We start from the raw sequence: 19,988 nt of genomic DNA on the forward strand, positions 1-19,988 counted from the left end.
TTCATATGAATGTGACGCCGCTCTGGAGCAGCCACCACGCCGCCGCGATGGCGACGAGCGCCGCGACCGCCGCCGCCGCGACGAGGCGACCTTTTCCTGTAGGGACGGGCGGTGCCGCGGTTGCCGGCTTGGCGCCCCTGGCCGTCCTGGCCGCAGTCGGCCGCTTCGCAGCCGGCACTGCGGTCAGTCCGAGTGCCTCCCGCAGCGCCGCCATCGACTGCGGCCGCGCCTCGGGCCGCACGGCGAGCCCCGCATCGATGGCCGCAAGGAGCCGCGGGCTGTAGTGCTGCAACAGGGCCTCGCTGTTCGCGAGCGGCACGTAGGCGTCACTCAGCAGGCGCGCCACGGACGGCGGCGGCGCACGGCCGCACACCGCCACGTGCATCAGCGCCGCCAGCGCGTACACGTCCGTCCAGGCGCCCTGCGCCATGCCCGGCATGTCGGCATATTGCTCGATGGGGGCATATCCGGGCTTCAGGATGACCGTGATGGTCTGCGTCTTGTCGCTGATCACGCGCCGCGCCGCGCCGAAGTCCAGCACCACCGGTCGGCCGGAGCCTTCGAGCAGGATGATGTTGTCGGGCGCGATGTCGCGGTGGTAGCAGTGCGCGGCGTGCATCACGGCGAGCGCCTGCGTCACGCCGTCCATCATGCGCAGCAGCCAGGCCTCCTCGACGCCGCCCGGCGTGGCGGCCAGCACCTGCCGAAGCGTGTCGCCGCGGTAGAAGGGCATCACCATGTAGGTGGTGCCGCGCTCCTGCCACGACCGGTAGACCTTGAGCAGCGAGGGATGGTCGAACTGGGCCAGCAGTCGCGCTTCGTTGATGAAGCTGCGCATGCCCAGGTCGAAGGTTTCGCGATGGCGTTCAGACAGCGGCACGACCCCCCCGTCCAGCTGGCGGGCCGACAGCAGCGAGGGGAGGTATTCCTTGATCGCCACCACTCTTTCGAGCGTCGGGTCCCAGGCCTCGTAGACCACGCCGAAGCCCCCCTGCCCGACGATGCGCGTTACCTCGAATTCGGCGAGCCGGCTGCCCAGCGGCAGGCGGCCGGCGTCGACATTGTCGACCGCCTTGCGCAAGGTCGGCGCGACGGTGGGAGCGTCGCTGGCTTTGGCATTCACGGCGGCTCCAGACCCTGTGCGGAAGCGCCGGGCGCGTAGCCGAAAAGCGCCTCGAACTGGTCATCCTGCGGCAGGGCCTGGCTGGCCATGCCGAGCCCGCCTTCGGCCCTCGGATCGGTGAACCACAGCGACTGACCAACGACCGGCAATGCCAGCGCGGCCTCGCCGTCCTCGTCCAGGACCTGGTCGTTCTGGCTCGCGAACAACTGATGCAGCAGCACTTCGAAGCCGATGGCGTCCAGGTTCTTGTCCAGCCCCGCGCGCGCGGCCTGGATCGCGACGCCCCACCATTGCCGCACGTGGGCCAGCGCCTCGCCCTTGAGCTCGGAGCGCGGTGCGACGAGTTCCTGCGCCAGGGTGAAGGGAAAGTAGCGCCCCTCCCCGTCGACCGAGGGCATCAGCACGCCGACCCAGGATTGTCCGCCGATGACGCCATTGCCCAGCACGAAGCACCAGACCGGCGCTTCCAGATAGCGCTCGGTCCAGCCCTGGTGAATGACACGCAGGCGCGCCAGGCCGTTGCGCAGCCAGCGCTCCCAGACCTCGCGAAAGTCCTCGGGCAGGCGGCGATGCGCAAAGTCGCCCATGCCGGGCAGCTTGCCGAACCAGCCCGGCGCCGCGTCCGAAACGACAGGAGACGACTCGGCGCTCACGAGACCTCCGGACAAGCCAATGGAAACATCCAGTTTCCGGCGCTCGGATGCGCGCGCAAATCTGGCGAATGGCCTAGGACGCAGGACGCAAAGGGCGTAGGCCCGCATGCTGCAAAGCAGCAAGTCAGCGCGAAGGCGAATCTCGAAGATCAGCGGGCGCTGTTGCGCAACGCTGCAACCTGCTCGGCGTACTGACTCTCGACGCGTTGCAGCCGGGCCTCGCGCGCAGCCTCGTTCACCCACCGCGCATTCAGCGCACTCTGCCGGGCCAGCTGATATTCCAAATGGGCGGCCGGCAACAGGGCCTCGTTGCTCGCGGCGACGTAGCCGAAGGCCGCCCGCAAGGACTTCAGCGTCTCGCGCTCGCTGTCGGCGCGCGGCCCCGTGCCCTGCCCGTAACGCACCAGGAAGACCTGGGCCTTCTTCTGAACAGCGACCGGAACACCCTGCCGCACCACGATCTGCGCGGGAGGGGTAGGCGCGGACCGCCAGATGACCTGCAGCCGATCAGCCTCGACCGGGAACTGCTGCCGGAAGCGCTCGAAGTCGGTGGTGTTGTTGGTCGCTACGTCCGCATCGCCATTCGCCACCGCCAGCGCCGTCACCTGATGGGTGCCGATGACCTCGCCGCGAAATCGCGTCTCCATCTCGATGCGATGGGGCAGGAAAAGCTGGACCTGCGGCAGGATGAAGCCCGACACCGATCGGCTGTCGCCGCGCGCCAGCCGCCATTGCTCCGGGCGGGCCAGCAAGGCTTCGAGGTTGTCGAGCGGACCGGTCTTGCGAACGAGGAGGACAGCGCGATGGTCAGCCTCGCCCGAGTGCCGCTTCACTTGGGCCAGCACGTTCATCCGCTGCCGGGACACGGCATCGAGCGCCATCTTGGCGGACAGGAGCGCCAGGTCGACCTCGTTGCGCTGGATGGCCTGTTCGAGGGATTCGTAGCTTGTCACCGACAGCGCCGCGACCGGACGCCGCAGTGCGCGGCTCATGTCGTTGAGCAGCGGCGCCCACTTGTCGCGCGATTCGACGGCACCGCCGATGGGCAACACACCGAAGCGCAACGGGGCCTGCGGGGTGGCGTGGCTGCTGCTCTCGGCCGCGACGGCCCGCCACCCGAGCGCCCCCGCGAGCACGACCAGCCGCCTTCTCACCATGGGCTCAAGGCGCGCCCTCGCGCAGCGCCGCCTGCTGGTCGGCGTAGATGGTCTCGATGCGCTGGAGGCGGGCCTGCCGCGCCGCTTCGTTCACCCATTGCGAGGTCATCGCGCTTTGCCGCGCCAGCTGGTAGGCCAGCTTGGCCGCCGGCATCAGCGAGCTGTTGTCGGCCGGGACGAAGCCGGCCAGGTCGTGCAGCGACTTCAGCACGGCCCGCTCGGTATCGCCGCGCGGGCCCTTGCCACGGGCGTAGTCCACGAGGAAGGCCTGCACCTCCTTCTGGAAGGCGGGGCCGTAGTCGCGCCGCATCACAATCTGGGCATGCGGAATCACCTCGGATTCCCAAATCACCTGGAGCCGGTCGGCCTCCGCAGGGAACTGGAGCCTGAAGCGTTCGAAATCGGCAGTGTTGTTGGTCGCCACGTCGGCCTCGCCATTGGCGACCGCCAGCGCTGTCACCTGGTGCGTGCCGACGAGTTCGCTGCGAAATCGCGTCTCCATGACGATGTGATTGGGCAGAAAGAGCTGCAACTGCGGCACGATGAAGCCCGACACCGAGCGGCTCTCGCCGCGCGCGAGGCGCCATTTCTCCGGCTCGGCGAGCAGGCTCTTCAATGAGCTGTACGGCCCCGTCTTGCGCGCCAGCAGCAGGGCGCGGTAGCCGGGCAGGCCGTCGTGGCGAGTGACTTGCGCCACCACTTTCATGCGCCGCAGCGTGACGGCGTCGAGCGCCATCTTGCCGGACAGGAAGGCCATGTCGACCTGGTCGCGCTGGATCGCCTGCTCGAGCGCTTCGTACGATGTGACCGAAAGCATGGTCACCGGACGGCCGACGGCGCGGCTCATGTCCGCGAGCAAAGGTTCCCAGTCGTTGCGGGATTCGAAAGCGCCGCCCAGCGGAAGAATGCCGAAGCGCAGGGTCCCGGCGCCAACCGCGCTGGAGGCCCCGCCCGCCTGCGCCGCTGCGAGCACCGGGCATCCCAGCAACAGCGCCAACGCGCCGCGCAACAGCAGGGCCCGCGCGCCACGCGCCATCGCCCGCCAGCGGCCGGGCCGGATCGCGAGGGGGGCAAGGGAAGCGCCGGAAGCGCGGTGGACAGGAGCCAGCATCCTTTTGAAGCGCGTCTGCCAGGAGGCTTATTGGCCCAGGCTGGTCAAACGAGTACTGTCGAGAACACAATTAGAAACCAACTTCAACAATCGTCGTGTCATTTTTCTCGATTCATGGACCTCGGTCGGTAACGCACAGGCGGGCTCGTTGCCGGATCGTCCTGCGCTCATGAACCGGCCCTTCCGCGCCCTTCGCCACCTGGTGCGTCTCACACTGGCGCAGCAGCTCGTCCTGCTGGCCCTCCTGCCGGCGATGGTGGCGACGCTGGGCACGATCGCCGTGCTCACGCGGCAGCACCTGGCGAACGTGACGGAACTCATGCGCGCCAACGCGCAGACCGTGGCGCTGCAGGTGGCGACGGTGGCGCAATCCCAGATCCAGCACATGGACCGCCGGGCGCTGCAGCGCACCGCGCAGTCGGGCAGCTACCAGCCGCACGTGCAGCAGGTGCAGATCTGGTCGGACGACGGCGAGATCGTCGCCAACTCGGAGACCATCGACCGGCAGCGCGGCGAGGGCCTGCAGGTGGTGGCGCCGATCATCGGCGACGACGGCAAGCACACGGGCAAGGTGATGGTGGAGATGAGCCTCGACGCCGTGAGCAACGCCAAGAAAGCGGTCTGGTTCAACGTCGTGCTGGTTCTCTTCGCGAGCCTCGTGGGCGTCGGGCTGGCCGGCTGGTGGGCGGCACGGCGCATCAGCGCGCCGATCCGTGCATTGGGCGAAGCGGTCGACCGCCTCGGCGCCGGCGAAGACGCGCAGGTGAAGGTCCAGGGCACGGCCGAAGTGCGGCGCCTGCAGGACGGCTTCAACCAGGCGGCGCGTGCGCTGACGGACAGCCGCAACCTGCTGGAAAGCCGCATCGTCCATGCCACCGCCGAACTCGCCAGCAAGAACCAGCAGCTCGAAGTCGCGAGCCAGGCCAAGACGCGGCTGCTGGCCGCCGCCAGCCACGACCTGCGGCAGCCGCTGCATGCGCTGACGCTGTTTTCGGACGGCCTCGCCAATGGCGAAACCGATCCGGCGCGCCTGCAGCGCATCGGCCACATACGCGAGTGCGTCGAATCGCTCGACCGGCTGTTCACCGAACTGCTCAACCTGTCGCAGCTCGATGCGGGCGTGCTGCAGCCGCAGTGGGCGGACTTCGCGCTCGACACCCTCTTCGACGAGATCAGCCGCAACTTCCGCGCGGTGGCCGAGCAGCAGAACCTGCGGCTGGTGGTGCGAAAGACCGACGCCTGGGTACGCTGCGACTACGTGATGCTGTCGCGCATCCTGAACAACCTGGTGTCGAACTCGCTGCGCCACACCACCGAAGGCGGCGTACTGGTCGGCGCGCGGCGGCGCGGCAAGGGCATCCGGATCGACGTGTGGGACACCGGCGTCGGCATCGCGGCGCATCATCAGGCCCGGGTCTTCGAAGAGTTCTACCAGGTCGAGCCGCACGGCCGCACGGGCGGCCGCGACGCACGCGGCATGGGCCTCGGCCTTGCCACGGTGCAGCGGCTGGCCGCGCTGCTGAACACCCGCGTCGACCTCAGCTCGCGGCTGCACAAGGGCACCTGCGTCCGCGTGACGGTGCGCGGCACCGAGCCCGTGATCGGCCTGCCGCCGCCGCCCATGACCCTGCCCGGCGCCCTCGTCGAAGACCACGGCAGCCTGCGAAACGTTCGCGTGCTGGTGATCGACGACGAGCGCACCATCCTCGAAGGGCTGCAGGTCGTGCTCACGAACTGGGGCGCCGAGGTGATGGCCGCGCAGACCCGCAGCGAGGCGCTGGCCCTTGCCGACGGCTGGAGCCGGCCGCCCGACGTGGTGGTCAGCGACTTGCTGCTGCAAGGCGGCGACAACGGCCTGGACGTGCTCGCGGCGCTGGAGCGCCATCCGAACGGCATCGGCCCCGGCACCGCGCGGTTGCTCGTGACCGGCGAGACCAAGCCCGACCGCCTGCGCGAAGTGGCGAGCGCCGGCGTATCGGTACTCTACAAACCGGTGTCGCCCAAGGTGCTGCGGCAGGCGATCCAGACGCAACTCGCCACGGTCCGGGAGCCGGCCCTGTAGGGGATACGACGTCTGACATAGGCCGACAGGCTGCGGCTTCGGGCCCTCCCCCAACGGCGATGCGCCCGCCCGCTTGCCGACATAAGCCCTCTGCCTTATCGCGCCCCGGGAGCCGCATCCGTACATTGGGTTCTGTCACCCACTGCGGATGCAGTCCATGTTTGCCAATCGTTTCTCTCTACTGCTTCGAAGGCATTGCGCCACTGTGGCCATGGGCCTCGCCTGCGCAGTGCTGCCCGGCACCGGCGCAGCGGCGGCAGTGATCACGGTGCTCATGGCCGACGAAAGCGCAGCCCACACGGAATTCGTTCGCCAGCTGCGCGAAACGCAGGAAGCGGGTAGCCGCGTGGAATTGATCCACCTGGTGGCGGGCCGGCCGGCCAGCGAGAGCGTAGAGGAAGACCACGCGGCGGCCGCCATGCGCACGCGCGGCGCCCGGGTCGCGCCGGCGGACATGCCCATCACGATGGCGGTCGGCGTGGATGCGGCACGGACCGCCATCGAGCGCCCCGGCCAGGACCCGCTCGTGCTCGCGATGCTGAGTCGCCTCGACTACGAAAGCCTCAAGGGCAACCCCGCCCTGCGGCGCCCGGACCGCTGGACCGGCGTGCTGCTGCGCGAGCCCGCCATGGCCGACCAGATCGCGTTGATCGACGCCGTGATGCCGCAACGGCGCCGGCTGGGCGTGGTGGCCACCACCGAATCGGAACCCATGGTGCGCGAACTGCAGCGCGCCGCCACTGGCTGGGACCTGCAGGTGGAATACGCGCCGGACGCGAAGGCGCTGGCCTCCGTGCTGCGGCGGCTGGTGCCGCGCAGCGATGCATTGATGGTGCTGCCCGACCTGATCGGCGACAGCCAACCCGCGACCCTGGCCGTGCTGCGCGCCGGCGCCAGCGCCGGGCTGCCGGTGTTCGGCACCAGCGACGGGCTGGTTCGCTCCGGCGGGCTTGCCGCGGCGGTTTCCACGCCGACGCAACTGGCCCAGCAGGCTCGGGTGCTCGGCCTGAAACTGGCCTCGAACTCCGCCGCGGGCGGCGTGCTGGTCGAGTGCGCGACGCCTTCGACGGTGCGGGTCAACCCCACGGTGGCGCGCGGCTTGGGCATGCGGCTGCCCGAGGAACGCGAACTCACGGAGCGGGTCACCGCCATCCGATGACCGCCGCGCAGGACCGCTCCAAGCAAGGTCGCACCCCCTCGGGGGGCAGCGAGGACACGAAGTGCCGAGCGTGGGGGCACCAATGACAGCTCCGACACATCGCCTGATCGCACCTGCCGTTTCGGCCGTGCGACCATCCACGCCGCCGGTTGCCGCCGACGACCGCGCCCTCGTGGTCGACGGGAGCCTGCAGCGCGATCTGTTCCGGCTCGGCGTGGTGCCCTGCGCGGCGGTGGCGCTGGCGCTCACGGGCTGGTTCACGAACAGCCGGCTCGACACGCTCGAATCCGCCTTCGACGCCGAAGGCCAGGCCGTCGCACGCCAGGTGGCCGCGATGTCCGACCTGAGCCTCTATGCCGGCGACCTGCCCGCGCTGCAGAACGTCGCCAACGCAGCGCTGAGGGGCGGGCAGGTCACGCGCGTCGAGATCAGCAACAGTGCCGGCGTCTACGTGACGGCCGGCCCGAAGACCGCACCGCTCGCGAAGCTGCGCATGTTCACCGCACCGGTCACGCTGCGCGAAGCCTCGCGCGCCTCGGCCTTCGCGCCGGTAGGCGCGACCGCGGCCGGCGAGACGCCGATCGGCCTGGTGCAGACCTTCCGCGACACCACAGCCTACGATCGCGAACGTACGCGCTCGCTGATGGCCGGGATCGGCATCGCGATGATCGCCCTGCTGGTCGCCTGGGCCTGGGTTCGCCACACTGCACGCGCCGTCGCCCAGCCGCTGCGACGCATCTCGCGCGCCGTGGCCGCCCTGCAGGCGGGCCAGTTCGACGCGCGCTGCAACGTCGTCACGCTGGCCGGAGACGACGGAGACCCCGACCGCGGCGCACGGCGCGCCCAGCACGAGCTGGCGAACCTCGCGCACGACATCAACCGCCTGGCCGAGCGCCTGCAGCGCAACCGCCAGATCAGCGAGGAGCGGGTGTGCGAAGCCACAGCCGTCGCGTTGCAGCGCATGGCCGAGGCCGAGCAGGCCGCGTTGTCCCGCGCCCGCTTCCTGGCCGCCGCGAGCCACGACCTGCGCCAGCCGCTGCATGCCATGGGCCTCTTCATCGACGGCCTGCTGCCGACTGCCACGCCGGCGCAGCGCCCCGCCGTGCTGCGGCTGCAGGAGGCCACCGAGTTCATGACGCTGCTGCTCGACGACCTGCTGGAAATCTCGCGGCTCGATGCGCAGGTGCTGACGCCCACCATCGCGAGCGTGTCGCTGGCAACGGTGTTCGACCAGCTCGACGCGCAACACGCCGCGCCGGCGGCCGCCGCGCGCGTGCGCCTGATGTGGGAGGACCGCGGCCTGGCGGTTCGCACGGATGCCGCGCTGCTCCTGCGCATCATCGGCAACCTGGTCAGCAACGCCATCCGCCATACGCCAGCCGACGGCACGGTGCTGGTGGCGGCACGCCGAAGCAGCGGCTCCGTTCGCATCGAAGTGCGCGACAACGGTGTCGGCATCGCGCCCATCCACCAGGCGCGCATCTTCGAGGAGTTCTACCAGGTCGCGAACACCGAGCGCGATCGTCGCCAGGGCTTCGGCCTCGGCCTCGCGATCTGCGCGCGCATCGCCACCCTGCTCGGCACGCGCATCACGTTGCGCTCGGCGCTGCAGGCGGGCAGCACCTTCGCGATCGAACTTCCGGCAGCCAACCCGCGCGAGGTGTCGCCGCCCGCGCCGGAACCGGTGGCGGCGGCGCCGCTGGCCGGCGTGCGCTGCCTTGTCGTCGATGACGACCCGGCGATCCTCCACGGCAGCCGCACCTTGCTCGAACAATGGGGCTGCCAAGTCGAGTGCGCGCCCAGCCGCGCGGAAGCGCTCGTCCGGCTCGGCGAAGCCGGCTCGCACTTCGACGTGGTGCTGTGCGACCTGCAACTGGCCGGTGACGATGACGGCATGGAGGTCATCGACGCCACGCGCCGGCTTCAGCCCGACGCGCTCGCCGTGCTGGTGTCGGGCGCCACCGGACCCGAGATCCTGCAGCGCCTGCGCCAGGGCGGTGTGATGCTGCTCACCAAGCCGGTCGCACCGGCCAAGCTGCGCGCACTGTTGTCGACGCGGCGGGTTGCGGTTCCGGCCTGAAGGGGCGTCTTCAGTTCACCACGCCGAGGTGCAGGAAGCCGGCGGTGTTCACGTTGCTTCGGGCGCCGACCATGGCTTCGAGCTTGCCCATGCGCATGAAGAAGTAGCCACCGGGGCCGTCCGAACTGCGCATGCCGAGCGGGCCATCCGCGCCCATGGCATGCAGCGTGAAGTTCGCCGAGGTCTGGGTGCCGGTCTCCGGGGCCGTCGACGTGATCGAGAAGCTCGTCGCAGAAGCGACGACGGTGTCCATGGTGCCGCCGGTCGATCCGCCGACCCCGTTGAACGCACTCCAACTCGACGCTTCGGGGAAGCCGATGGCGAAGACGGTATTGCCCGCACCGGCGGTCGGCGACCCGCCTGCCGACAGGTATACGTTCTCGCCCTCGACGCGGGCGATCGCGAAGCGGCCGAGGAAAGTGCCGTCCGAGCCGGTCAGCCCCCACATGCCGGTCTCGGCGTCTGCGGTGATCGTGCTGACGTTGACGGATGCAGCCGGGCACTTCTCCACGCGATAGATCCCGCTGTCCACGCATTGCGTCATCGTCGTGCCACCGCCGGAAATGCGGACCTGCCCGATGAAGGAGTCACGTCCCGTGGGCGTCGAATCGACACGGAAGCGGTTGTAGACGCCGTCCAGGTTCGCCTGCGTCGTCACGAGCGCGCGTGAGGCAATGAAGGGGTACGCGGCGTAGCTCACCGGGTTCGAGTTCGGCACCGCCAGCGGAATCGCGCCGACGACCGTGTCATTGAAGGCAAACAGCCCGGACGTGTTGGCCTGCGTCGTGATGCGGGCATTCGAAATGCCATAGCGCCCCGTCGGCGCCGACGGTTTGACCAGGGTGCCCGAGTTCGATCCGCCGGCGCTGTCCGTCACGGTGTAGGTGAGCTGGTCGAAGTCGATCTTGAGAACTTGGCGAGAGCCGTTCGTCGCGAAGAACTTGAAGTCGCCGTTCCGGGCGTCGGGGGTCGCCTTGGCACCTCCGCCATCCGTCGGCGCGAAGGTGCCACCGCTCCCTCCGCCTCCACAACCCGCCAAGCCAGCCATCAACGCAGCGGCCACCCAGGCCTTCGTCAGATCCTTCATCAAGCCCTCGCAATTCGTTGTGTCACACATCGACCGGCAGGCGCCGGACTCTCCGAGGCCGAAATGTAGCCTAGACGAATCATTTATGTATCAATATGTACCTTTACCCCTCAAAATGGAGGATGGCCGGGCCGCTACCCGTTGCTAGGATTCCACATCTCTTGAACGGTGGACGCAGCGCACGAGGAAGGACGAGACGACAGATGGAACCGATGCACTGGCAGTACATGGGCGCGCTCGGCGGCGTGATCGGCATCGGCTGGCTGGTGGTCGTGCCGATGTACCGGGGCTGGAATCAGCTCAACGAAAAGATGACGGGCAGCGTGAAGCAGAGCATTCGCATGGTGGCGGAATGCGAAGGCCGGACAGCGGCGTCCACCATGGCGGCGACGCTGCAGGGGAAATGAAAACTCAGGCGGACGCCTGGCCCGTCACCAGCGCGAAGCGCACGGCATCGGGCTCGACCGCGACTTCGTAGCCCAGCCCGTCGGCCAGCGACTGCAGCGCGATGGCATCGATCGCCAACGCACGCGGCGCCCTGTGGGCACCGGCCACCGGATCGGCCGCTGCCGGTTCTCCGGGCGTGGCCGAGAAGCGCAACCCATCGGCGCCATGTGCCTCGACGTCGATCGCGCCCACATGCGGCACGCTGTCGTGCAGATAGCCCAGCGCACCGAGGAACATGTAGCGCAGGGCCGCTCCTGACGGAAAGCTCGGTTCGTCCTCTTCGGGCGACAGGTCTTCACCGATATGAAGTGCGACGCCATGGAGGTCGAAAGCCACGCGCATCAGCGCCGTGCACTGCGCGACGAGTTCGCTGCGCTTGATGCCTTCGTCGTGCGTGGCGAGTTCCCAGTCGCGCAGTGAGCGCACGCCGCTGGCGAGTGCGCTGACCTGGTTTTCGATCAGCGCGACCCGCTCCCCCCACGCGGCCGCATCAGGATTCTCCGCCGCAGTCACCTGGCGCTTCAGCAGCAGGATGCCCATGCGGATGACCGACACCGGCGCGGCCATGTCGTGCCGCAGGGCCGGGAGCGCGCGCGTCAGCAACTCGTGCCGCACGCCGGCGGCCATCCAGCTGCGCGCGCCGGGTGAAGCCTTCATCCGCCGGCGGCTCGCGTCAGGATGCGATCGAGGACTTCGAAGTCGATCGGCTTCTGCAAATGGTGGTCGAACAGCCCGGCACTGGCACTGGCCTCGTCGGCCGAATAGCCGGAGATGGCCACCAGCAGCGGCGGCTCGCCCCGTGCACTGGCGCGCAGTCGCCGCGCCACTTCGGTGCCCGGAAAGTCCGGCAGCGTGAGGTCCACGAGTGCGGCATCGAAGACTTCGCTGGCGGCAACGTCCAGGGCCTGCTGACCGGAGTAGGTGCAACGCGCCTTGTGGTCCTGCAGAACAAGGAGTTCCTGCAGCAGGTCCGCCGCGGCCTCGTTGTCGTCAACGATCAGAACGTTCACTTCCAAATCTCCCTGAGCCAAAGTTTCAGAGTATCGGACTGCACCCGGCCTGTGCGATGTAGGACACGGTCGCACCCTGCGCACGCCGGCCCGTCGTCAGCAGGGCGTCGTCGCCACACGCATAGGCAGCGTCACGCGGAACTCCGCGCCCAGGCCCTGGGCGCTTTCCAGGCGGATCTCCCCGCCGTGCGAACGCACGATTTCCCGCGTGATGTAGAGACCGAGCCCGAGGCCGGGTGCGTGCTTGCGGCTGTCGTCCGTGCGCTCGAACTGCTCGAAGATGCGCTCCTGGTCCTCCGCGGCAATGCCGATACCGTTGTCGCGCACAGTCATCAGCGCCGTGTCGCCGGCCTCGGCCACGATGACCTCGATCGGCTTGCCGCCGCCATAACGCAGCGCATTCGTCAGCAGGTTGGTGAGTACCTGCTCGATGCGGAAATCGTCCCAGACGCCCTCGATGCGTGGGGGCGCCTTCAACTCGACGACCGAGCCGGCAGCCTCCGCCTGCTGCGCCAGGTCCGTGACCACGCCGCGCGCCAGCGCCGCGAGATCCGTTGGCTTGGGCCGGATCGAGAGCGCGCCCCTGCGCATCCGCGTGACGTCGAGCATGTCGTCGATCAGCCGCACCATGTTCTGGATCTGGCGCTGGTCGCGTTCGATCATCGCAGGCAGCCGCTCCGGCCCGAATGGCGCCATGTTGCCTTTGGAGAGATGCAGCTTGCGCACCTGCGTTTCGAGGAACAGCGTATTGAGCGGCGTGCGCAGTTCGTGCGACACCATCGACATGAAGTCGTCGCGCATGCGCACGGCGCGCTCCAGTTCGCGCTGGGCGCATTGAAGCTGCTGCACCAGCGCTTCCTGCTGGCGGTTGGCCTCGGCCAGCGCGTCCATCTCGTGCCGCAGCGCCTTGCGGTGGCGGTACAGGTCCACGAAGACCGACACCTTGCTGTTCACCGCATGCGCATCCAGCGGCTTCTGCAGGAAGTCGACCGCACCGCTCTCGTAGCCCTTGAAGGCGTAGTTCATCTCGCGGCCGGCCGCGCTGACGAAGATGATCGGAATGTGCCGTGTGCGCTCGGTGCCGCGCATCATCTCCGCGAGCTCGAAGCCGTTCATCTCCGGCATTTGCACATCGAGGATCGCGAGCGCGAACTCATGCTCCAGCAGCAGCGCGAGCGCCTGCTCCGCCGACGTCGCCTGGAACACCCGCCGCGCCGGGCCGCGGATCAGCGCCTCCAGCGCCAGCAGGTTCTCCGGCAGGTCGTCGACGATCAGCAACTTGCTTTCGACATCAATGGGCATGGGCGGAATCCAGTTGCAGTAGGAGCGCGCGAATGTCGCGCAGTGGCAGCACGTGATCGGGGGAATGGGCACCGAGGGCCGCGTTGGGCATGGTCGGGATCTCGGCCTCGGCCGGGTCCTGCACGATGGTCAGGCCGCCCGCCTGGTGGATGCGCAGCAGCCCTTCGGCGCCGTCGTCGTTGGCTCCCGTCAACAGCACGCCAACCAGCGAAGGCCCGAAGGCGTCGGCGGCCGAACTCATCAGCACGTCTATCGCCGGCCGCGAATGCAGCACCGGCGGCTCGCAGCTCAGCGAGAAGCTCAGATCGCGCTCGATCGACAGGTGGTAGCCCGGCGGCGCGAAGTACAGCGTGCCCGCCTGGACTGGCGCCTTGTCCGCGGCTTCGAACACGGGGATCGGCAGCCGGTGCCTGAAGACCTCCGCCAGCCGGCTTTCGTACCCCTCGGGCAGATGGATGACCACCGCCACCGGAAGGCGCCACTGCGCAGGCAGGTCGGCAAGCAACGCGATCAGCGCGTCGACGCCGCCGGCGGAGGCGCCGATCACGACGGCCAGCGTCTTGCGAGCCATGACGGAAGATTGCTCCTGCTTCATGTCAATTTTCTGAAGATGCGTTCACCGCGCGACAGCACATCGAATCGATCGGCGTAGCTTGAAAAATCGATGCTCTCCTTCGCGCCGAGCCCCAGGAAGCCGCGATGGCAGAGCGACTCGTGGAACAAGCCCAGCGCCCGGTCCTGCAGTTGCCGGTTGAAGTAGATAAGCACATTGCGGCAGGACACGAGTTGCGTCTCGGCGAAGACCGCATCGGTCGCAAGGCTGTGGTCGGCAAAGACCACGTCCACGCACAGCGATGGATCGAAGCGCGCGGCGTCGTAGGCCGCGGTGTAGTAGTCCGAGAAGGCCCGCAAGCCGCCCGCGCGCTGATAGTTGGCCGTGTAGAGCCTGATCGCCTCCAGCGGAAAGATGCCCTGCCGCGCCTTCTCCAGCGACGAGGGATTGATGTCGGTCGCGTAGATCTGCGTGCGCTCCAACAGGCCTTCCTCGCGCAGCAGGATCGCGAGCGAGAACACCTCCTCGCCCGTGCTGCAGCCCGCCACCCACACCTTGAGCGACGGATAGGTGTGCAGCATCGGCACGACCTGCCGGCGCAGTTCCAGGAAGTAACCCGGGTCGCGGAACATCTCGCTCACCGGAATCGTGAGGTACTGCAACAGCCGCGTGAACATCGCCGGCTCGCGCAGCACCTTGTCCTGCAGGGCCGAGATGCTCGGCAGCCCCAGTTGCGCCAGCGCGTACAGCACGCGCCGCTTCTGCGAGGCGCCGGTGTAGTTGCGGAAGTCGTAGCTGTACTTGAGATAGATGGCCTCCATCAGCAGACGCAGCTCGATGTCCGTGTCGCTCGGCGGATGCAGCGGTGGGGGCGGTGCGCCGGGAATCACAGTCGCTCCATCTTGGGCATCCACACCCGCAGCAGCGAGAACAGGCGATCGAGGTCGACCGGCTTGGCGAGGTAGTCGTTGGCGCCCGCCGCGAGGCATTGCTCCTGGTCGTCCTTCATGGCCTTGGCGGTGACCGCGATCACCGGCAGCTTCGCGAAGCGCGGGTCCTGACGCAGGCGGCGGGTGGCTTCGAGGCCATCCATCTCCGGCATCATCACGTCCATCAGCACGAGGTCGATGTCGCGCACCTGGTCGAGCTTCTCCAGCGCCTCGCGGCCGTTGCGGCCGATCTCGACCATGGCGCCGCGCTGCTCCAGCGCACTGGTGAGCGCGAAGATGTTGCGCACGTCGTCGTCGACCAGCAGGATGCGCCGGCCCTCGAAGACGCGGTCGCGTCCGCGCGCGGTCTTGAGCATGGTCCGGCGCTCGCTCGACAGGTCCGCCTCGACCTTGTGCAGGAACAGCGTGACTTCGTCCAGCAGCCGCTCGGGCGAGCGCGCGCCCTTGATGATGATCGAGCGCGAATAGCGCAGCAGTTCGGCCTCCTCGTTGCGCGTGAGGTTGCGGCCGGTGTAGACGATGACCGGCGGGAAAGAGACGATCTCTTCCGTCGCCATGCGCTTGAGCAGTTCGGAGCCCTGCATGTCGGGCAGCCGCAGGTCGGTGATCATGCAATCGAAGACGCGCGTGCGCAGCAGCTCCAGTGCCTCTTCGCCCGATTCGACGGCGGTGATGACCACGTCGTCGTCGCCGATGAGCTTGACCACGCTTTCGCGCTGCAGGGCATCGTCCTCGACCAGCAGCACGGCCTTGAGTTTCTGCGTGAGCTTGTCCTCGAACTTGCGGAACACCTCCATCAGCTGATCGCGCGACGTGGGCTTGAGCGCATAGCCGATCGCGCCCATGTGCATCGCGGCTTCCGAGCTGTCCGCCGCGGAGACGACGTGGACGGGAATGTGGCGCGTCTGCGGATCGTCCTTCAGTCGCTGCAGCACGCCCAGGCCGGGGCTGTCGGGCAGGCGCATGTCGAGCAGGATCGCATCGGGGACGAACTGCGTCGCGAGGCTGAAGCCATCGGCCGCGCCGTGTGCGACCAGGCAACGGTAGCCGAGCTCATGCGCGAGGTCGTAGAGGATGTGAGCGAACTGCGGCTCGTCCTCGATCACGAGCACGCGGCGAGTCTGGTCGCGCGGCAAGGAGCGGTCGTCCGCGAACTGCGGCGCCGGGACGACCGCCGTGACGGGCGCGGGCGGCGCCGACGGCAAGCCGGCTTGCGCACGCGCGGCCGACGGGGCGGGACTGGCGTTCGCATCGGCCGGATGTTCCTTCGCTTGAGGGGCGCGCGCAGGCAGTTCCAGCGTGAAGGTGCTGCCGGCGCCGGGATCGCTGCGCACGGCCAGCGTTCCGCCGAGCAACTCGGTCAGGTCGCGCGAGATCGACAGGCCCAGGCCGGTGCCACCATAGCGTCGGCTGGTCGTGCCATCGGCCTGGCGAAAGGCTTCGAAGATCACGTCCTGCTGGTCGTCGGCGATGCCGATGCCGGTATCGCTCACCGCAAAGGCCGCGCCGCCGCCGGGCACTCCGGACACGGTCAACACCACCTCACCGTGGTCGGTGAACTTGAGCGCGTTCGACAGCAGGTTCTTCAGGATCTGCTCGACCCGCTGCCGGTCGGTGACCAGCGTGGCCGGCGCATCGGACCGCAGGTCGAGCCGGAACTTGAGACGCTTCTGTTCGACCAGCGGCGTGAACATCATCTCCAGGCTGTGAGCCAGCTTCTCGGTCGCGACCTCCTCCGCCACGACTTCCATCTTGCCCGCCTCGACCTTCGCGATGTCGAGGATGTCGTTGATCAGCACCAGCAGGTCGTTGCCCGATGCGTAGATGGACTCCGCGAACTTCACCTGCTCGGCGCTGAGGTTGCCCTGCGGGTTGTCACCCAGCAGCTTGGCGAGGATCAGCGCGCTGTTGAGCGGCGTGCGCAGCTCGTGCGACATGTTCGCGAGAAATTCCGACTTGTACCGGCTTGCGCGCTGCAGCTCGTCGGCCCGCTCCTCGAGGTCGCGCTGCGCGCGGCGCAATGCGGCGTTGCGCAGGTCCAGCGCCTCGGTGCGCTCCGAGAGCTGGCTGTTGGTCTGCTCCAGCTCGGCCTGCTGGTTCTCCAGCGTGGCCTGCGAGGCGCGCAGTGCGCGCGACTGCTCCTCCAGTTCCTCGTTGGCGGTGCGCAGTTCCTCCTGCTGCACCTGCAGCTCTTCGTTGAGTTGCTGGGTCTCGGCCAGCGCGTCCTGCAACTGTTCGCGGTAGCGCACCGCCGCGATCGAGCTGCCGATGTTGCCGGCGACCAGATCGAGCAACTGGTTCGCTTCCTCGCCCGGCGGCTTCAGAAGGCCGAGTTCGACCACGCCGTTGACGATGCCGTCGTTCGCCACGGGCAGCACAAGGGCGGCGGCCGGCGGCATCTCGCCGAGGCCCGAGTTGACCTTGAGGTAGTCGGCGTTCACCGGCTCGATGAGCATGCGGCGCTTCTCGGCGGCCGCCTGTCCCACGAGGCCTTCGGTCGGCGCGAAGACTTGCGGCGAAGCTTCGGCCTCGCTCGAGAAACCGTAGCTCGCGACGCGGCGCAACGCGCCGTGCCGCTCGCGCACATAGAGCGCGCCCACCGGACTGTCGACACGGCGAGAGAAGAAGGCGAGTACCTTGCGTCCCATCTCCTGCGCACTGAGCTCGCCGACCAGTTCGCCCGCCAGCTCGGTCTGCGCGCCGCGCAGCCAGGCCTGGCGTTGCAGCGTGCCGGCATGGGCCGCCTGCTCCCGCAGCACGTTGTCATAGCCTTCGGACAGGCGCATCAGCTGGCGCCGGCCGAAGTAGGCCAGCAGGCCGGTAGTGATCAGCGTGAAGAGCACGAACAGCGCGACGATCGCCAGGCTGGTGCGGTTGGCTTCGCCGTTGCGCTCGAAGCGCAGGTTCTGCTCTGTGTCGTTGAAGGCGTTGTACTCGGCCCGGATCTCGTCGGTGATCCGCTTGCCGCGGCCGAGTCGGACCGGCTGCTGGTAGTCGCCGCCGCTGCGGCGCAACTCGATCATCTCGCGCGCAAACTGATTCCACGCGTCCTGCAGCGCGGCGATGCGATCGACCCGCTCGACCTGCGCCCGGTTGTCCGCCACCAGCGTCTTGAGCGCACCGAGGTCGTTCTTGATACGCGGCAGGTTGCTTTCGTACGGCTCCAGGAAGCTCTCGTCGCCAGTGATCAGGAAGCCCCGCATCCCGGTTTCGAGATCGATGCTGCGGCGCTGGACTTCGCTCGCGGCGCGAGTCACGCGATCGGTGTGCTCCACCCAGCCGATCACCGACAGCAGGTACGCGATGAGCGCGACGAAGACCACGGCGCCGACGATCCCGCCGGCGAGCGGCAGCTTCAGGTTGCGGCTGAGCAGGCGTTGGAAGTCCTCGGGGTCGATCGCGGAGGGAGTGTTCATGAAGCGGTCAGTCGTCGAAGGAGGCAAAAGCCTCCGAGACTGCCAGAGCCTGGACCGTCCCCCTGTCGGATAAGGCCGCGAACGTGAAGCCGCCGCGCGGTCGGCGCGTTCAACCGCAGGCGGCACGCCCCGAAGAGCCCGAGTCCAGTTCGCTGAATGCACGCACCAGATCCGGCAGTGAGCGCGCACCCATTTTTTCCATCGCGTTCGCGCGATGCAGTTTCACCGTGCGTTCCGCGGTGCCGAGCGCCGTGCCGATCTCCTTGTTGAAGGCGCCTGCCACGACCATGGCCGCGACCTGGCGTTCGCGCGGCGTGAGCGTGGCGTAGCGCGCCTTCAGCGCCGCGATCTGCTGAAGCACGCGGCGTCGGGAGAGATGGTTGGTCAGCGCGTTCGTCACGGCGCCGAAGAGCGTTTCCTGATCCACCGGCTTGAGGAAGAAGTCCGCCGCCCCAGCCTTCATGGCGCGCAGGGTGTCGTGCGCGCTGGCCTTGGCCGTGAGCACGATGACCGGCAGGGGCTCGGCGCTGCGCGTGACCACGTCCTGCAGGTCGAGCCAGTCGGGGCCCGGCATGTGGAGGTCGAGGATCAGGCAGCCGGGCTCGTCGCCGATGCCTTGACGGAGCAGCTCGCTGATGGAACCGTAGTCCCGGACCGTGTGGCCGGCCGTCATCAACTGGCCACATACCGCGCGCCGGAATGCGCTGTCGTCATCGACCACGCGGATCACGAGCGTCTCTGCATCCTGGTGACCGGAAGCGCCATCCTTGGAAAGTGTCATGTTCGATTTCGCTGATCCTGCGGCCTCGTTGCCGCCGAGTGCATCATACGAACACGTATCCCGGACCCATGGCCGATTGCGCGCCGTCGGCAGGCATGGTAGGCACGGCACGACGCCACTCACTCGAACTCCCATGACGACCATCTTCGAAGAGCCCAAGATCGATTGCCACAATCACATCTTCGACCCCAGCCGGTTTCCTTACGCGGCGGCCACGCACTATCGCCCGAACGGCCAGGAATCGGGGTCGGCCGATCTGTTCATGGCGGTGATGGATGCCTACGGCGTGCGCCACGCGCTGGTGGTGGGTCCCAACTCCGGCTACGGCACCGACAACCGGTGCCTGCTCGATGCGATTGCGCGCAGCGCGGGCCGCTTCAAGGGCATCGCCGTGGTGGACAACGACGTCTCGCTCGATGCGCTGGCGGGACTGAAGGCGCGGGGCATCGTCGGCGTCGCGTTCAATCCGTCCTTTCTGGGTGTGGACTTCTACCTGTCTGCCGGCGAACTGCTTCACAAGCTGAGCGAACTCGATCTCCTGCTGCAGGTGCAAGTCGAGAAGGACCAGCTCCCCGCTCTGATGCCCCTGCTCGATGGCTCCGATGTGCGCCTGGTCATCGACCATTGCGGCAAGCCGCATCCCGATGCGGGCCTGCATCAGCCGGGCTTCCAGACGCTGCTGGAACTCGGTCGCTCCGGGCGCGCGTTCGTCAAGTTGTCGGGCTTCGCGAAGTTCTCGCAGAAGGCGCATCCGCATGAGGACACGTGGCCGTTCGTGCACGCGCTGGCCGACGCGTTCACGCTCGATCGCTGCATGTGGGGGTCCGACTGGCCCTACCTTCGCGCGACGGAACGCATCGACTATGGGCTGCAGCTGGCCCTGATCAAACAACTTTTTCCGGACGACGCCGACCGCCGCAAGCTGTGGTGGGAATCGCCTCGACGCCTTGTGGCATGGGATGACTGAGGCGCTGACTCGCATCCGCTGAATGCCTCGCGTCCGGCCTGATGTGTAGGACCGCGTCGCATTGACAGGTCTTTCGCCATGGCGATGCTTTTTCCTGAGTTCCGCTGCTACCAGCAGCGCACACGAAAGG

At 68.2% G+C, this 19,988-nt stretch carries 17 protein-coding genes; 5 read left to right on the forward strand and 12 right to left on the reverse strand.

Annotation, left to right across the window (positions count from 1 at the left end):
- Position 1 precedes the first annotated feature (1 nt).
- From QTI04_RS18255 to phnD (QTI04_RS18270), 4 genes are all read right to left on the reverse strand, one after another.
- Complete coding sequence (locus QTI04_RS18255) at positions 2-1,123, reverse strand: serine/threonine-protein kinase (protein ID WP_286603517.1); 1,122 nt, start codon at positions 1,121-1,123, stop codon at positions 2-4.
- Positions 1,120-1,776, reverse strand: a complete 657-nt coding sequence (tagF, locus tag QTI04_RS18260; RefSeq protein WP_286616877.1) for a type VI secretion system-associated protein TagF — start codon at positions 1,774-1,776, stop codon at positions 1,120-1,122. The genes QTI04_RS18255 and tagF overlap by 4 nt, the downstream gene beginning before the upstream one ends.
- Before the next feature lie 149 nt (positions 1,777-1,925).
- Positions 1,926-2,933, reverse strand: coding sequence for a phosphate/phosphite/phosphonate ABC transporter substrate-binding protein (gene phnD / locus QTI04_RS18265; protein ID WP_286616880.1), 1,008 nt, complete (start codon positions 2,931-2,933; stop codon positions 1,926-1,928).
- Between the two features lie 4 nt (positions 2,934-2,937).
- Positions 2,938-3,969 (reverse strand): phosphate/phosphite/phosphonate ABC transporter substrate-binding protein, encoded by a 1,032-nt coding sequence (phnD, locus tag QTI04_RS18270; RefSeq protein WP_286603673.1) that lies wholly within the window; start codon positions 3,967-3,969, stop codon positions 2,938-2,940.
- 244 nt (positions 3,970-4,213) lie between these two features.
- Between phnD (QTI04_RS18270) and QTI04_RS18275 the strand changes: the two genes are divergently transcribed.
- From QTI04_RS18275 to QTI04_RS18285, 3 genes are all read left to right on the forward strand, one after another.
- The gene (locus QTI04_RS18275; protein ID WP_286616881.1) at positions 4,214-6,106 is read left to right on the forward strand and encodes a hybrid sensor histidine kinase/response regulator; all 1,893 of its coding nucleotides are present in this window, start codon (positions 4,214-4,216) and stop codon (positions 6,104-6,106) included.
- A 157-nt stretch (positions 6,107-6,263) separates the two neighbouring features.
- Positions 6,264-7,265, forward strand: a complete 1,002-nt coding sequence (locus tag QTI04_RS18280; protein ID WP_286616883.1) for an ABC transporter substrate-binding protein — start codon at positions 6,264-6,266, stop codon at positions 7,263-7,265.
- Between the two features lie 82 nt (positions 7,266-7,347).
- Positions 7,348-9,345: a hybrid sensor histidine kinase/response regulator gene (locus QTI04_RS18285; RefSeq protein ID WP_286616884.1), complete on the forward strand. Its 1,998-nt coding sequence runs from the start codon at positions 7,348-7,350 to the stop codon at positions 9,343-9,345.
- Between the two features lie 10 nt (positions 9,346-9,355).
- On the opposite strand, the gene QTI04_RS18290 is transcribed toward QTI04_RS18285, so the two are convergent.
- Entirely contained in the window at positions 9,356-10,432 is a 1,077-nt protein-coding gene (locus QTI04_RS18290; protein WP_286616886.1) for a hypothetical protein, read from the reverse strand.
- Positions 10,433-10,635: 203 nt separating this feature from the next.
- Here QTI04_RS18290 and QTI04_RS18295 point away from each other — a divergent pair, with 203 nt between their 5' ends.
- A complete protein-coding gene (locus QTI04_RS18295) occupies positions 10,636-10,839 on the forward strand; it encodes a hypothetical protein (protein WP_286603525.1) in 204 nt (67 codons plus the stop codon).
- A gap of 4 nt (positions 10,840-10,843) precedes the next feature.
- Here the strand turns inward: QTI04_RS18295 and QTI04_RS18300 are convergent, their stop codons facing one another.
- From QTI04_RS18300 to QTI04_RS18330, 7 genes are all read right to left on the reverse strand, one after another.
- Positions 10,844-11,536, reverse strand: a complete 693-nt coding sequence (locus tag QTI04_RS18300) for a hypothetical protein (RefSeq protein ID WP_286603526.1) — start codon at positions 11,534-11,536, stop codon at positions 10,844-10,846.
- Complete coding sequence (locus tag QTI04_RS18305) at positions 11,533-11,889, reverse strand: response regulator (RefSeq protein ID WP_286616888.1); 357 nt, start codon at positions 11,887-11,889, stop codon at positions 11,533-11,535. The genes QTI04_RS18300 and QTI04_RS18305 overlap by 4 nt, the downstream gene beginning before the upstream one ends.
- A gap of 96 nt (positions 11,890-11,985) precedes the next feature.
- On the reverse strand, positions 11,986-13,191 hold the full coding sequence (locus QTI04_RS18310) for a hybrid sensor histidine kinase/response regulator (protein WP_286603528.1): 1,206 nt from the start codon (positions 13,189-13,191) through the stop codon (positions 11,986-11,988).
- Positions 13,181-13,786, reverse strand: a complete 606-nt coding sequence (locus QTI04_RS18315; RefSeq protein WP_286616889.1) for a chemotaxis protein CheB — start codon at positions 13,784-13,786, stop codon at positions 13,181-13,183. The genes QTI04_RS18310 and QTI04_RS18315 overlap by 11 nt, the downstream gene beginning before the upstream one ends.
- Positions 13,783-14,634, reverse strand: coding sequence for a protein-glutamate O-methyltransferase CheR (locus QTI04_RS18320; protein ID WP_286616890.1), 852 nt, complete (start codon positions 14,632-14,634; stop codon positions 13,783-13,785). The genes QTI04_RS18315 and QTI04_RS18320 overlap by 4 nt, the downstream gene beginning before the upstream one ends.
- Positions 14,631-18,110: a response regulator gene (locus QTI04_RS18325; protein WP_286616892.1), complete on the reverse strand. Its 3,480-nt coding sequence runs from the start codon at positions 18,108-18,110 to the stop codon at positions 14,631-14,633. Before QTI04_RS18325 ends, QTI04_RS18320 begins: the two co-directional genes overlap by 4 nt.
- A gap of 109 nt (positions 18,111-18,219) precedes the next feature.
- Entirely contained in the window at positions 18,220-18,891 is a 672-nt protein-coding gene (locus QTI04_RS18330; RefSeq protein ID WP_286603533.1) for a response regulator transcription factor, read from the reverse strand.
- 133 nt (positions 18,892-19,024) lie between these two features.
- On the opposite strand from QTI04_RS18330, the gene QTI04_RS18335 reads away from it, so the two are divergent.
- Positions 19,025-19,858 carry an amidohydrolase gene (locus QTI04_RS18335; protein ID WP_286616894.1) on the forward strand — a complete coding sequence of 278 codons (834 nt, stop codon included), beginning with the start codon at positions 19,025-19,027 and terminating at the stop codon, positions 19,856-19,858.
- Positions 19,859-19,988 lie beyond the last annotated feature (130 nt).

Source organism: Variovorax sp. J22R115, assembly GCF_030317005.1.
GTDB lineage: Bacteria > Pseudomonadota > Gammaproteobacteria > Burkholderiales > Burkholderiaceae_C > Variovorax.